The sequence below is a fragment of the Eikenella sp. NML120348 genome, assembly GCF_001648435.1.
Classification (GTDB): Bacteria; Pseudomonadota; Gammaproteobacteria; order Burkholderiales; family Neisseriaceae; genus Eikenella; species Eikenella exigua.
In genome coordinates, this window is the sequence record NZ_LXSP01000003.1 from 153,716 (window position 1) to 167,675 (window position 13,960).

11 protein-coding genes and 1 tRNA gene are annotated in these 13,960 nt (G+C 56.3%); 7 read left to right on the plus strand and 5 right to left on the minus strand.

Annotated features, from left to right (window positions below; translation table 11 throughout):
* Nucleotides 1–401: 401 nt before the first annotated feature.
* The 3 genes from ileS (at nt 402) to A7P99_RS05960 (ending at nt 4,314) form a co-directional block, all read left to right on the plus strand.
* Nucleotides 402–3,185, plus strand: coding sequence for an isoleucine--tRNA ligase (gene ileS, locus A7P99_RS05950; RefSeq protein WP_067447746.1), 2,784 nt, complete (start codon nt 402–404; stop codon nt 3,183–3,185).
* Between the two features lie 227 nt (nt 3,186–3,412).
* A complete protein-coding gene (locus tag A7P99_RS05955; protein ID WP_067447744.1) occupies nt 3,413–4,015 on the plus strand; it encodes a hypothetical protein in 603 nt (200 codons plus the stop codon).
* Nucleotides 4,016–4,238: 223 nt separating this feature from the next.
* Nucleotides 4,239–4,314, plus strand: a tRNA-Lys gene (locus tag A7P99_RS05960).
* 97 nt (nt 4,315–4,411) lie between these two features.
* Here the strand turns inward: A7P99_RS05960 and A7P99_RS05965 are convergent.
* From A7P99_RS05965 to dapF, 3 genes are read right to left on the minus strand one after another with little or no spacing between them, the layout of a single operon-like run.
* The gene (locus A7P99_RS05965; RefSeq protein WP_067447742.1) at nt 4,412–5,056 is read right to left on the minus strand and encodes a hypothetical protein; all 645 of its coding nucleotides are present in this window, start codon (nt 5,054–5,056) and stop codon (nt 4,412–4,414) included.
* On the minus strand, nt 5,056–5,706 hold the full coding sequence (locus A7P99_RS05970; RefSeq protein ID WP_067447740.1) for a DUF484 family protein: 651 nt from the start codon (nt 5,704–5,706) through the stop codon (nt 5,056–5,058). The genes A7P99_RS05965 and A7P99_RS05970 overlap by 1 nt, the downstream gene beginning before the upstream one ends.
* Nucleotides 5,706–6,554, minus strand: coding sequence for a diaminopimelate epimerase (dapF, locus tag A7P99_RS05975; protein WP_067447738.1), 849 nt, complete (start codon nt 6,552–6,554; stop codon nt 5,706–5,708). Before dapF ends, A7P99_RS05970 begins: the two co-directional genes overlap by 1 nt.
* 360 nt (nt 6,555–6,914) lie before the next feature.
* Between dapF and lgt the strand changes: the two genes are divergently transcribed.
* Nucleotides 6,915–7,784, plus strand: a complete 870-nt coding sequence (gene lgt, locus A7P99_RS05980) for a prolipoprotein diacylglyceryl transferase (RefSeq protein WP_067447736.1) — start codon at nt 6,915–6,917, stop codon at nt 7,782–7,784.
* A gap of 84 nt (nt 7,785–7,868) precedes the next feature.
* Here the strand turns inward: lgt and A7P99_RS05985 are convergent, their stop codons facing one another.
* Together A7P99_RS05985 and mutM are read right to left on the minus strand one after the other, a co-directional pair.
* Nucleotides 7,869–8,645, minus strand: a complete 777-nt coding sequence (locus A7P99_RS05985; RefSeq protein WP_067447734.1) for a 1-acyl-sn-glycerol-3-phosphate acyltransferase — start codon at nt 8,643–8,645, stop codon at nt 7,869–7,871.
* A 46-nt stretch (nt 8,646–8,691) separates the two neighbouring features.
* A complete protein-coding gene (gene mutM, locus A7P99_RS05990) occupies nt 8,692–9,513 on the minus strand; it encodes a bifunctional DNA-formamidopyrimidine glycosylase/DNA-(apurinic or apyrimidinic site) lyase (RefSeq protein WP_067447732.1) in 822 nt (273 codons plus the stop codon).
* Nucleotides 9,514–9,931: 418 nt separating this feature from the next.
* Between mutM and rarD the strand changes: the two genes are divergently transcribed.
* The 3 genes from rarD (at nt 9,932) to gyrB (ending at nt 13,899) form a co-directional block, all read left to right on the plus strand.
* A complete protein-coding gene (rarD, locus tag A7P99_RS05995; RefSeq protein WP_067447730.1) occupies nt 9,932–10,834 on the plus strand; it encodes an EamA family transporter RarD in 903 nt (300 codons plus the stop codon).
* A gap of 144 nt (nt 10,835–10,978) precedes the next feature.
* Nucleotides 10,979–11,503 (plus strand): hypothetical protein, encoded by a 525-nt coding sequence (locus A7P99_RS06000; protein WP_067447728.1) that lies wholly within the window; start codon nt 10,979–10,981, stop codon nt 11,501–11,503.
* Nucleotides 11,500–13,899: a DNA topoisomerase (ATP-hydrolyzing) subunit B gene (gyrB, locus tag A7P99_RS06005; RefSeq protein ID WP_067447726.1), complete on the plus strand. Its 2,400-nt coding sequence runs from the start codon at nt 11,500–11,502 to the stop codon at nt 13,897–13,899. The genes A7P99_RS06000 and gyrB overlap by 4 nt, the downstream gene beginning before the upstream one ends.
* Nucleotides 13,900–13,960: the final 61 nt, after the last annotated feature.

The following is a 13,960-nucleotide window of genomic DNA, read 5'->3' on the forward strand; positions in this document are numbered from 1 at the left end:
GGGCGGTTTGTTATCGGCAACTTGAGGCTACCTGAAATTTAAATCGCAAAATGGCCAAACGGATTTTGGAATGAATAAAGTCAGCGCAAGGCGGTGAGCCACAGGCAGTACAGAAGTACGCAAGGCGAACCAACGCCGTATGAAATGAAGCACTTCAGTCATAGCAAACCAAAACCATCGCCTGCTCTCTATTTTCAAGTAGCCTCCCCTCCCGCCTGAGGCTAGCTGAAAACACTGCTGCCCGTTTTATAGCGGATTACTCAGCTGAAACCCGCTTTCAGGTAGCCTTTTGTGCCAAATCCTTATAGAATCGGTAACTTGTATTTTCACTTAATTCCGACACGGCAGACAGGCTGAAACGGCCCGCCGCACAGCCGTACTCAAACCACTCCGAGACCACCATGACCGACTACTCCCAAACCGTAAACCTCTACGAATCCCCCTTCCCCATGCGCGGCAATCTGGCCAAGCGCGAGCCGGCGTGGGTGAAGCAGTGGCAGGACGAAAAACGTTATCAGAAGCTGCGCAAAATTGCCGCCGGCCGCCCGAAATTCATCCTGCACGACGGCCCGCCCTATGCCAACGGCGACATCCACATCGGTCATGCAGTCAATAAAATCCTGAAAGACATCATCATCCGCAGCAAAACGCTGGCGGGCTTCGACGCGCCCTATGTGCCGGGCTGGGACTGCCACGGCCTGCCGATTGAAGTGATGGTGGAAAAACTGCACGGCAAGGAAATGCCGCCCAGCAAGTTCCGTGAGCTCTGCCGCCAATATGCTGGTGAGCAGATTCTGCGGCAGAAAAAAGACTTTATCCGCTTGGGCGTAATTGGCGATTGGGAAGATCCCTATCTGACCATGGACTACCAAACCGAAGCCGACACCGTGCGCACGTTGGGCGAAATTTACAAAGCAGGCTACCTGTATCGCGGTGCGAAGCCCGTGCAGTTCTGCTTGGACTGCGGCTCATCGCTGGCCGAGGCCGAAGTGGAATACAAAGACAAAGTATCGCCCGCGATTGATGTGGCCTACCGCTTCCAAGACAACGCCGCGCTGGCCAAGGCTTTCAGGCTACCTGAAATCTCAGGCGAAGCGTTTGCCGTAATTTGGACCACCACCCCGTGGACACTACCCGCCAGCCAGGCCATTTCTGCCGGCGCAGACATTGTGTACCAACTCATCAACACGCCGCGCGGCAAACTGGTGCTGGCCAAAGATTTGGCCGAAGCCGCGCTGGAACGCTATGGTTTTTCAGGTAGCCCCGTCCTCGCCGAATGCACCGGCGCGGATTTGGAAAACCTGAAAGCCGAACACCCCTTTATCGAACGCGATATTCCCGTTTTAAACGGCGACCATGTAACCACCGAAGCCGGTACCGGCCTCGTGCATACCGCACCTGCGCATGGTTTGGAAGACTATTTTGTCTGCAACAAATACGGCATCGAGCTCATCAACCCTGTGAACGCGCAAGGCCGCTATGCCGCCGATACCCCGCGCTTGGCAGACATGACCGTGTGGGAAGCCAACCAGCCGATTATCTCCTGGCTGCAGGAAAACAACTGCCTGCTCGCCCACAGCAAAATCGAACACAGCTACGCCCACTGCTGGCGGCACAAAACCCCGCTGATTTACCGCGCCACCGGCCAATGGTTCATCGGCATGGACAAAGCCGGCACAGAGGGCAAAACCCTGCGCGACAAAGCCCTCAAAGCCGTGGACGACACCGAATTCTTCCCCGCCTGGGGACGCGCACGGCTGGAAGCCATGATTGAAGGCCGCCCCGACTGGGTAGTGAGCCGCCAGCGTTTCTGGGGCACGCCGATGACCTTCTTCGCCCACAAAGAAACCGGCGAGCTGCACCCCGATTCCGCCGCGCTGTTGGAAAAAGTCGCCCTGCTCATCGAGAAAAAAGGCATCAACGCCTGGTTTGAACTGGATAAAGCCGAGCTGCTGCCGCCCGAAGACTGCGAACAATACGACAAACTGCCCGACACCATGGACGTGTGGTTCGATTCAGGCAGCACCCACTTCTCCGTGCTGAAACAGCGCCCCGAGCTCGCCTGGCCGGCCGATTTGTATCTGGAAGGCAGCGACCAGCACCGCGGCTGGTTCCAATCCTCCATGCTCACCGGCTGCGCCACCCTCGGCCGCGCGCCCTACAAACAACTGCTCACCCACGGCTTCGTGGTCGATCAGAACGGCCGCAAAATGTCCAAATCCATCGGTAACGTGGTTGCCCCACAGGAGGTGTATAACGAATTCGGCGCCGACATTCTGCGCCTGTGGGCGGCTGCCACCGACTACAGCGGCGAATTGGCGATTTCCAAAGAAATCCTCAAACGCGTAACCGAAAGCTACCGCCGCATCCGCAACACGCTCAGCTTCCTATTTGCCAACCTCAAAGACTTCAACCCGATTGAAGACGCCGTGCCGCAGGCCGACATGGTGGAAATCGACCGCTACGCCCTCGTGCTGGCGCGCCAGTTGCAGGAAAAAGTTTCAGGTAGCCACTACCCGCGCTACGCCTTCCACTTCGCCGTGCAGGACATCGTACAGTTCTGCTCCGAAGACCTCGGCGCGTTCTATCTGGACATCCTGAAAGACCGTCTCTACACCACTAAAAAAGACGGCCACGCCCGCCGCAGCGCGCAAACCGCGCTCTACCACATCACGCGCAGCCTCGTGCTCCTGATGTCGCCCATCCTCTGCTTCACCGCCGAAGAAGCGTGGGATATCATCGGTGGCGGTGAAGAAGACAGCGTGCTTTATCACACCCTGCACAACTTCCCGCCCATCCCCGCCGCCGGCGAAGCCGCGCTCGTGGAAAAATGGACGCACATCCGCGAAGCCCGTGCCGTTGTAAACGCCGCCATCGAGCCACTGCGTGCCGACAAAACCGTTGGTTCCTCATTGCAGGCCGAAGTCGTCCTCACCGCGCCCGAACCGCAATATGGCTACCTGAAAGCACTCGGCAGCGAACTGCGCTTCGCCATGCTCGTTTCCAAAATCGAGCTGCAAAAAGGCGACGAACTCACTGCCGAAGTCCGCCCCAGTGCCGAGGCCAAATGCGAACGCTGCTGGCACTATGTGGACAGCGTAGGCAGCGTTGCCGCCCACCCCACCCTGTGCGCCCGCTGCGCCGGGAATGTGGACGGCAAAGGCGAAGAGCGGGATTACGCCTAAGCCGGTTGAGGCTACCTGAAAGCGTCAGCCTCAACGAAGTTAAAATATCCGCAGCAAAAAGGTGGGCATTGGTTGCCCACCTTTTTTCAGGTAGCCTGAAAGCGCATATAACCGAAATAATGATTTCTTCATACCGGGCGGCGAGCCGCAGACAGCACAGCTAGTACGATAAGGCGAGCCAATACAATAGGAAGGAATAAGGATTTGAGCTATAAGGAATCAAACACATGACAACCCACCCCTATTTAGACCTGCAGCAAGGCAACGTGGAAAGCTGTTGCATGGTAGTGCCCAAAGCAGAAGTGCCGCAATGGTACGAGCAAGGCTGGCTGCCGCATTACGCCGTCGGCCTGTCGCGCCGCGAGGCCAACCGCGCCTATATGATTTACGGCTTCATGCGCTTCGGTCGCGATGTGCTGCTGTTTAGCCGCTCCGAATATTTGGCAGCCAAGTCCCCTATCGGGCGTAAAATTGTTGGCTTCTGCACCCATCTGGGCACTTACGGCATGGGCGGCCCCGGCTTTTTCGGCCTGCTGCTGGACACAGATAAATACTTGGTTTACACCGCATGGCACGCGGGATACAACACGCTGCTGGACAACCACGCAGTAAAAATGCCCCCATATGGCAACACTGCTACACGCGGTTGGGTTGGCAATTTGAACGGAGCTGAATGGGACGAACTCTCACCCCTGCTCATCGGCTGCGAAATCGCCGATTGTTCCCTCGCCGAGCACCGCTGTACCCTGCAGCTGCAAAATGCAAAAAGACGGCCAAACCCATTTATTGGAATTCGTGCGCCAAGACGAACGCATCCCGAGCACTCCTGATCAAAAACCCCGCCTGGCATACGAAGACGGGAAAATCGTCGACTATTTGATGTATCAGCACAAAAATGCTTGGCTGGTGGCTTAGGTAAGCAGGGCGCATTACTCGCACAATAAAAGGCTACCTGAAAACCATTTTTCAATTTTCAGGTAGCCTTTCCTCTCCCGCCATACCAACCATGCTTGACAGTCTGTTAAAGCATTTTTACAATACACAACATTACATGGGTCGTTAGCTCAGTTGGTAGAGCAGCGGACTCTTAATCCGTAGGTCGAGCGTTCGAGCCGCTCACGACCCACCAAAATTAAAGTCGCAAATCAGTTGGTTATACTGGTTTGCGATTTCTTTTATCTGAGTTCTCAGCGGCACTCTGAACAAACTTTGGACTAACTCAATCCCTATCCATAAAACAGCATCCAAAGCGCGCGCAACAGGGCAATCAACAGGATTTTTTCGCCCGCAAGCAAACAGGCTACCTGAAAAAGCAAACTAATCAGTAGCACGCCCTGAAGCTGCAAGGGGCTGAACAGCAGCACATCATCGCGGCTCAAATAACGCCGGTGCAGCCACATCAGCAGCATCAGCATAGCCTGCCCGGCTATCCACAGCAGCGGTTTGAGCAGATACAGCGACATCAGGCCGGTGAGCAGCGGCACCGACATCCCATGCGGATACTGCCAGCACGCCAGCAGCAGCAAAAACAAAAACGTAATGTGCTGCACCGCACCAGCCACGGCGAAATAGGCCAGAAACACCCCGCCGCCGTCCAGCCGCCAGCCCATCTGCCGCGCATCGTAACGCCAGCCGTTGGCAAACAGAAACAGGCTGCCCAACGCAAAATAGCCATACACCGGATAAAGGTTGGCCACATGGGTAATCCCCAGCACGCCGGGCATAATCCGTGCGCTGAGGATACCGAAGCCCAGCCACAGCATCACGCTGCCCCACAGCCAGGAAAACTGCTGCCGCTGGAACGCCAAAGTCAGAAACACGGCGATATACACCGATAGCGCCCACAAAGTCGGGCTTTGCCAAGCCATCATTACCACCCGCCGGCTCTGGCCAACGCCGCTGCAGTGCAGGCAGCCAGCTCGCGCACCCAATCCAGCGGCAAATCCGGCGCAAAGCGCGTTTCATCGGCATCGCCCGCCACCATCGATGCCACGGTTTGCCCGTTCACGCGCAAGGGCAGCAGCAGGAAGCTCTCCAGCCCCCTACCCTCCTGCGGCAGCGCCTTCATCAGCGCCGGCGCGATGCGGTTGCCGCACACCGGTTCTTTCAGAGCAGATAACACAGCATGGGCGGCATGGTTTTCAGGTAGCCTGTAGGCGCCGGAAACCGCACCTTTTTTCGGCGGCTCGGCTAGCAGCCACACCCGGCCGGACGGCAGCGCGAAATCTTCCTGCCAGCCTGCCTCCGCCGCACGCAACACCTGCAACAGCGTATTGGCCGACAGTAAGCGGCGCACAAAGCCGAGCATCCGGCCCAGCGTTTGGTGGTTGCTGTCGGCATCCTGCATGATTTGCGCCAACTGCCCGGCCATTTTGGCCGCCTTTTTCTGCTGCGCCAGCCATTGCGCCTGTGCAAACGACTGCACCCGCCCTTCTGCCGGACGCACACCCAAATCGGCGGCATGGTTCAACAGAAATTCCGGGTGTTCCTGCAAATAAGCCAATATTTTCTTTTCGTTCATCAGTAAGTTACCGTTCCTTCAAACACCGTGGCCGCCGGCCCTGACATCAACACATGGTTATCCGCCGCCCACTCAATCTGCAAATCGCCGCCCGGCAGGCTCACGCACACCGAACCCTGCCGCGCCAACTGCCCCGCCCGCATGCCGACCACCGCTGCCGCACACGCGCCCGTGCCGCAGGCTTGGGTTTCACCCGTGCCGCGCTCAAACACACGCAGCCGGATATGGTGCGCATCCAGCACCTGCATAAAGCCCACGTTCACCCGCTCGGGAAACTGCGGATGCCGCTCCAGGCGCGCGCCCCATTCGGCTACCGGCGCATAGTGCACATCGTCCACCACCAGCACAGCATGCGGATTGCCCATATTCACACAGGAAAAACGTGCGCTTGCGCCATCCAAACCAATCTCGTGCCACAAGGCATCGGCAGCCTCGCCCGGCGCGGGCGCAAACGGAATATCCGCCGCCGCCAAACGCGGCTCGCCCATATCCACCGCAACCAGGCCGTTTTCCTGCAAATTCAACACAATCAGCCCTTTGGCCGTGGCCACCTTGATGCGGCGGTTTTGGCTCAGGCCTTTTGCATGCACAAAACGGGCAAAACAGCGCGCGCCGTTGCCGCACTGCTCCACCTCGCTGCCGTCTGCATTAAAAATACGGTAGCCAAACTCGGCTTCGGGCAGCAGCGGCGCTTCCACCAGCAACAGCTGGTCGAAACCGATGCCCAGGTGGCGGTCTGCCCATTCGGCAATCGGCGCGGCCGCCGGATCAAAATGCTGGCTGATGCCGTCGATAACCATAAAATCGTTGCCCAACCCGTGCATTTTGGTGAATTTCAATACAGCCATCACGGCCTCCGCCGACGCTTTCAAAGCGGGCTATCATACCCAATCCCCGCCGCAAGTTAAAGCCGCGTTTCAACTTTCAGGTAGTCTTCCCGGCACAGGCTACCTGAAAATCAGCATAGCCATGCCATACGACAAGATACTTCCGTTTACAGCAGACCTCTTAGCTTGATAAGCCCAATCGCTCTTTTCAGGTAACCTCTCCCCTCCTCCAAGGCTACCTGAACCCCCTACTTCCCAACAAAACCACAACACAACCCGGCAAAATCCAACCCAAACCGGGTTTTCTTTACGCCTCTGCCTGTTATCGGCCAATGGCCAGATGCGCTATAATGCGCCCTTTTGTTTTAGCCGCATTTTCCTATGTTGATCCATCCCGCTTTCAATCCCGTTATGCTCCAGCTCGGTCCGCTCGCCATCCGCTGGTATGCCATCAGCTACCTCGTCGGCTTCGCCCTGTTTATGTGGCTCGGGCGGCGGCGCATCCGCCAAGGCAACAGCGTGTTTACCACGCAAACCCTAGACGACTTCCTCACCTGGGGCATTATCGGCGTGATTGTGGGAGGGCGGCTGGGCTATGTGCTGTTTTACCAGCACGCCTACTATTTTGCCAATCCGTTGGAAATTTTCAAAGTATGGCAGGGCGGCATGTCGTTTCACGGTGGCTTCCTCGGCGTGGTAACTGCCGGCCTCCTGTTTGCCTACAAACATAAAATCAACCCGCTCAAGCTGGCCGACTCCATCGCCCCGCTCACTCCATTAGGCTTTGCTGCCGTGCGCCTGGGCGGCAACTTTGTGAATGGCGAGCTCTGGGGGCGCGTCACCCGGCCGGATGCCTTCTGGGCCATGGGCTTTCCCCAAGCACATAGCGAAGACTTAAAACTGGCCACCGAACAGCCGCAGCTGTGGGGTGCAATTTTCCAGCAATACGGCATGCTGCCGCGCCACCCCTCCCAGCTCTACCAATTTGCCCTGGAAGGCATTTTGCTGTTTGTGCTGCTGTGGTGGTTTTCCAAAAAACCACGCCCAACCGGCCAGGTAGTGAGCCTGTTCCTGCTCGGCTACGGCACCGCCCGCTTTATCGCCGAATTTGCCCGCGAGCCCGACGAATTCCTCGGCCTGCTCTATTTAAACTTCTCCATGGGCCAGTGGCTCAGCCTCCCCATGATCGCCTGCGGCCTTATCGGCTTCCTCTACTTCGGCAGGCGCAAGGCCGAACCGACAGAGGGTTGATGTTTAATGCAACGGCTTTGAAAGCAAAAAGGCTATCTGAAGAATAGTTTCCAGGTAGCCTTTTTTCATTACCTTCAACAGCAATCAGCCCTTATCCTCCCCGTTCACAATCTCGCCCACAAAAGCTTCGGCCTTATCTTTGAGCAGGAAGCGGGAGGAGGCGTCAGCGGCTTCTTCAGCATTCAGGGTAAGCGGCATGGAACAGTCGACACGGACGATGATGTCGGGCATGGATACGGTACGCCACAGGGCTGTAAAGAGGCCGATATTGCCAGCATAGGCGGGGGCGGTGGTGCGGCAGCCGTCACTGTCACAGTAGCGCAGCGCCACGGCCATGGCGGGAAGGCCGCTATCTAGCGCAGATTGAAACAGTGCAGCTTTAAACGGCAGCAACGATATGCCGTCTGAAGCTTTAGATTCAGGGAAGAACGACACGCTGTGCCCCGCACTCATCGAACGCACAATAGCCTTGTTTACCGGCGCCACATCGTTGCGGCTGTTGCGGTTGATGAACACCGCGCCGGTGCGCGCTACCATCGCACCCAACACCGGCCAGGAGCGTATTTCGCGTTTGGCGATAAACACGGTGGGATACATGGCCATCAGGATCATCGGATCGAGCCAGGACACATGGTTCGCCGCGCCGAGGAACACAGGCGGAAACGGTGGGTTGTTCGGATTAGCTTCGACACGGATATGCAACACTTTCAACATACTACGCGCCAAATCCTGCATCACGTCTTTGCTATGCTGGTTGTATTCGCGCAGGCGGAACAGCCGGTAAATCGTGCATAAGAACCAACACAGCAGGTGCAGGACGCGGAACAGACGGGTGAAAATTGAAGTAGATTGCGTGCTCATTTGTGCTGGTCTAATTATTAGATTGAGAAAGGCCACCTGAACGGCTTCAACGCTGGCATTGCGGGCAGTAAAAACTGCTGCGCTGGCCGATAATCTGCCGCGCAATCGGCGTGCCGCATTGACGGCATGCTTCGCCCTCGCGGCCATATACATTATATTGCTGCTGGAAATAGCCGCTTTGCCCATCGCTGTGCAAAAAATCGCGCAGGCTGCTACCACCGGCTTCCAGAGCGCGGTGCAGCACGCTGCGGATTTCCACTACCAAGCGGCGGCACTCCTCGGCAGACACGCTGTCGGCACAGCGGGTGGGCAGGATACCGGCGGCAAATAGCGCTTCGTTGGCATAAATATTGCCCACGCCCACCACAACTTTATTGTCCATCAACGCGGTTTTGATGGCACTTTTGCGACGTGAGAGTGCATTTTTCAGGTAGCCTGCAGTGAACTCGTCTTGCAGCGGCTCAGGGCCCAAATGCCGCAACAACGGATGCTGTTCTGCCGCCCCGGCAAACCATAGCACTGCGCCGAAACGGCGCGGGTCTCGCAGGCGCAGCACAGTCTGGTCGGTGGTGATGATATCGAGGTGATCATGCTTTTCCGGCGATGGCGCGCTGCCGTCGGGATACACACGTAGGCTGCCCGACATGCCCAAATGCAGCAGCATCACGCCGTGGGCAAACTCAAACAGCAAATACTTGGCGCGGCGGCGAATATGCACAATGCGGCTGCCGGAGAGCTGCCGCGCCAAATCCGGCAGCACTGGCCAACGCAATTTCGGCTGGCGCACCACTACCTCGGCCACGGTTTTGCCCTGCATATAGGGCTGGATCCCCCGGCGGGTGGTTTCAACTTCGGGCAGTTCGGGCATGGGAAAATTCGGGCTTGAAGTATATAAAGCCAGAAGTTTAGACCGTTTGCACGGTTTAGGCTACCTGAAAGCGTGAGCTTCAACCCAACAAAGTGGATCGATGTCTGATTAAAGCCAAGACCGAGTTTCTGAGAGGCAAAAATGCAGCCAACATTTTTTCAGGTAGCCTTTCAGTGTGCAGAAGGCTACCTGAAAAATCGTCTTAGCACTCAACCCAAAACCCTTTTCATCTTAATTAACTCAACTTCACACAAACCATTACCGGAATTTTTCAGGTAGCCTTTACCCACGGCACAAATAGGCAAATCATTGCCCTGTTTCTCCTTTCCCACGGTTATTTAAGCAAAACCGCTAAAACGTGCCAAGCGGCACGATGAAGCTTATAATGTTAACTATCTTTAATTCTAGAAGGCTGTATATGTCGAGAATGGCCAAGGGGATTATTGCGGCCGTGGTCTCCAATATTCTGTTCGGCTCGCTGTTTATGTTTGGCCCGTGGATGCGGCCGATGAGCGGCACGGATGTGTTTGCCTGGCGTATCGTGGGCACGTTTGCCTGTGCGCTCTCCATTATGCTGCTCACGTCGGCCAAACACGATGCGGCCAAATTCCTGCACGAAATCGGCGGCAATGTGCGCCGCTGGGCGCTGGTGCTGCTGCCCGCGCCGATTATGATCGGGCAGATTTGGCTTTATATGTGGGCGCCGGTAAACGGCAAGGGCGTGGATGTGTCGATGGGCTACTTCCTGTTTCCGCTTGCGATGATGCTGGGCGGGGTGATGGTGTTCCGCGAGCGGCTCGATCGATTGCAGCTGGTTGCCGTGCTACTGGCTTCGGCGGCAGTGGCACTGGAAATCTGGAACAGCGGCACGTTTTCTTGGGTAACCATTGCCGTGTTCGCCACCTTCCCGATTTATTACATCATGCGCCGCTGGCAAGGCGTTCCGCCACTACTCGGGCTCTTACTGGATTTGATTTTGGCGCTGCCTTTTGTGATTTGGTATCTGGTGATGTATTCACCCAGTCCGGCCATGATCGAGGCTAAGCCGATTTTGCTTTTATTTGCTGTGCTCTTGGGACTCAACGGCGCAGTATCGATGCAGGTCAACCTCACAGCCAACGAGCTTTTACCGGTGGTGCTGTTCGGTATGCTGAGCTATCTGGAGCCGGCGCTGCTGTTTCTGCTTTCGGTGTTTGTGTTGGGAGAGCACTTGGACTGGGTGGCCATGGTGAGCCACAGCCTGATTTGGGCGAGCATCATCGTGATGCTGTATCACGGCATCCAAACCATGCACCGCGAAAAGGCAGAACAGGCTACCTGAAACTATCTGCTTCAATGAAATGAAAACCAGGCTTCCTAAGCGGAAGCCTGTTCTTTTTCAGGCAAAAACGGTCAGGGCGGATGTGTTATAATTGCACGTTAGGTTTCAGGTAGCCTGAGACCCTTTCTTTTAGCACACTCCCTAATGATTACCATAGAAATCCGTTTCAACCGCATCACCATCCGGCACAACGACATCGTAGCGGAGCATTGCGGCACATTCAGCAACAGCCGAATGATTATTGCCGATAGTTTTCAATGGAGATCCGAGCTGATAGCGGCAATAAACAAAGCCGCAGATGAAGGCATTTTCAAACGCAAAAGCTGGGTGATGCCCAAACTGGCAAGGTTTGCCACCGACAACCGGCAAAATAGCCCCATCTGTGTTTTGACGTGTGCGAAACATTGGAAGACGGCTTATCTCACATTAGAATGGAACATTCTTCTGAACACTTTAGCTTGGATTAACCCCAAAAACATAATGAAGCAACTGGAAACGCTGATTCTTTATCAAGGCAAACAGCCCGCTTGCATGCTAACCTTCAAACAAGCCAAGCAACAATCGAAAACCATCGAACAACTGGAAAAAGCCTGCCTTGGTAGCCAAGCCAGCCTCCGCAATTTTTCAAGTAGCCTCAAACTCATTCTCATCACAGCAAAGCAACCATGACAGAACAAACCCAGCAAGAATACGGCGCAGACAGCATCCAAGTCCTCGAAGGTTTGGAGGCCGTGCGCAAACGCCCCGGCATGTATATCGGCGACACCCAAGACGGCTCCGGCCTGCACCACATGGTGTTTGAAGTGCTCGACAACGCAATCGACGAAGCGCTGGCCGGCCATTGCGACAGCATCACCGTGTCTATCAACGCCGACGAATCCATCACCATCGAAGACAACGGGCGCGGCATTCCCACCGGTATCCACCCCAAAGAAGGCCGCTCCGCCGCCGAAGTGATCATGACCATCCTGCACGCAGGCGGCAAGTTCGACAACAACAGCTACAAAGTCTCCGGCGGTCTGCACGGCGTGGGCGTATCCGTAGTAAACGCCCTGTCCGACTGGCTGAAACTCACCATTTGGCGCGAAGGCAAAGAGCACTTCGTAGAATTTCGCCGCGGCGAAACCGTTGCCCCGCTCAAAGCCGTGGCCGATTGCCCGGCCGACAAACACGGTACGCGCGTGCAATTCATGGCCAGCGAAGAAACCTTCGGCGAGGTGCAATACAAATTTGAAACCCTGGCCAAGCGCATCCGTGAATTGTCCTTTCTGAACAACGGCGTGAAAATCGAACTGTTCGACAAACGCGACGGCAAACACGAAAACTTCGCCGAATCCGGCGGCGTGGCCGGCTTCGTCCGCTACACCACTGGTGGCAAAAAACCCTTGCACGACAAAATCTTCTACACCCTCGGCGAAAGAGACGGCATGACGGTGGAATGCGCCATGCAGTGGAACGACAGCTACCAAGAATCCGTGCAATGCTTCACCAACAACATCCCGCAGCGCGACGGCGGCACCCACCTCACCGCCCTGCGCGCCGCCATGACGCGCACCATCAACCAATATATCGAAGCCAACGAAATCGCTAAGAAAGCCAAGGTGGATACCAGCGGCGACGATATGCGTGAAGGATTGGTGTGCGTGCTTTCCGTGAAACTGCCCGACCCGAAATTCTCCTCCCAAACTAAAGACAAACTGGTTTCCAGCGAAATCGCCCCCGTGGTGAATGAAGTGCTCAGCCAGGCGCTGCACGAATTCTTGGAAGAAAATCCGCAAGATGCCAAAATCATTTGCAGCAAAATCGTGGATGCCGCCCGCGCCCGCGAAGCTGCCCGCAAAGCGCGCGAAATCACCCGCCGCAAAGGCGTGATGGACGGCCTCGGCCTGCCCGGTAAATTGGCCGACTGCCAAGAAAAAGACCCTGCCTTATCCGAGCTTTATCTGGTGGAGGGTGACTCTGCCGGCGGTTCTGCCAAACAAGGCCGCGACCGCAAATTCCAAGCCATCCTGCCGCTGAAGGGCAAAATCCTCAACGTGGAAAAAGCCCGCTTCGAAAAAATGCTCGCCAGCCAAGAAGTGGCCACGCTGATTACCGCGCTGGGCACCTCCATCGGCAAGGAGGAATTCAATTTGGAAAAACTGCGCTACCACCGCATCATCATCATGACCGATGCCGACGTGGACGGCGCACACATCCGCACCCTGCTCCTAACCTTCTTCTACCGTCAAATGCCCGAGCTGGTGGAGCGCGGCTACATCTATATCGCCCAACCCCCGCTTTATAAAGCCAAATACGGCAAGCAGGAACGCTACCTGAAAGACGACACGGAAAAAGACGAATTCCTGCTCGGCCTGGCGGTGGACAAAGCCAAAATCGTTTCCGGCGGCCGCACGCTGGAAGGCGCCGAGCTGGAACGCGCCGCCAAGCAGTTCCTCCGCGCCCGCAGCACCATCGAACAGGAAAGCCGCATCATCGACGGCCTCGTGCTGCGCGCCCTGCTCGACACCGCCCCCATTTCGCTCGAAAGCGCCGAAAGCACCGATGCCGCCATTGCCGCCCTCTCCTCCCTGCTGGCCAAAGAAGAAGTGGCGCTGGAACGCCTCGACGGCCACGAAGGCGGCCATTTCATCAAAATCACCCGCCAGCTGCACGGCAACGTGATGGTTTCCTATCTCGACCAAAAATTCATCGACAGCAAAGCCTACCAAACCATCAGCCGCACCGCCGAACAGCTCCAAGGCCTGGTTGAGCCCGGTGCCCTGCTCCAAAAAGGCGAAGCCGAGCCGCAAACCGTAAACAGCTTCGAACAGGCCATCAACATCCTGCTTGCCGGTGCGCAAAAAGGCATGGCCATCCAGCGCTACAAAGGGCTGGGCGAGATGAACGCCGAACAGCTGTGGGAAACCACCATGGATCCGGAAGTGCGCCGCCTCTTAAAAGTGCGCATCGAAGACGCCATCGCCGCCGACAAAGTATTCGTTACCCTCATGGGCGACGAAGTCGAACCCCGCCGCGAGTTCATCGAAACCAACGCCCTGATTGCGCAAAATATTGATGCGTAAAGCAGCGCAGATTTCTCAGGTAGCCTTTCCTACAAAGGCTACCTGAAAATTTAAAACTCCT

Coding starts and splice junctions, on each gene's coding strand:
- ileS (WP_067447746.1), top strand. CDS start 402: ATGACCGACTACTCCCAAACCGTAAACCTCTACGAATCCCCCTTCCCC.
- A7P99_RS05955 (WP_067447744.1), top strand. CDS start 3,413: ATGACAACCCACCCCTATTTAGACCTGCAGCAAGGCAACGTGGAAAGC.
- A7P99_RS05965 (WP_067447742.1), bottom strand. CDS start 5,056: ATGATGGCTTGGCAAAGCCCGACTTTGTGGGCGCTATCGGTGTATATC.
- A7P99_RS05970 (WP_067447740.1), bottom strand. CDS start 5,706: ATGAACGAAAAGAAAATATTGGCTTATTTGCAGGAACACCCGGAATTT.
- dapF (WP_067447738.1), bottom strand. CDS start 6,554: ATGGCTGTATTGAAATTCACCAAAATGCACGGGTTGGGCAACGATTTT.
- lgt (WP_067447736.1), top strand. CDS start 6,915: ATGTTGATCCATCCCGCTTTCAATCCCGTTATGCTCCAGCTCGGTCCG.
- A7P99_RS05985 (WP_067447734.1), bottom strand. CDS start 8,645: ATGAGCACGCAATCTACTTCAATTTTCACCCGTCTGTTCCGCGTCCTG.
- mutM (WP_067447732.1), bottom strand. CDS start 9,513: ATGCCCGAACTGCCCGAAGTTGAAACCACCCGCCGGGGGATCCAGCCC.
- rarD (WP_067447730.1), top strand. CDS start 9,932: ATGTCGAGAATGGCCAAGGGGATTATTGCGGCCGTGGTCTCCAATATT.
- A7P99_RS06000 (WP_067447728.1), top strand. CDS start 10,979: ATGATTACCATAGAAATCCGTTTCAACCGCATCACCATCCGGCACAAC.
- gyrB (WP_067447726.1), top strand. CDS start 11,500: ATGACAGAACAAACCCAGCAAGAATACGGCGCAGACAGCATCCAAGTC.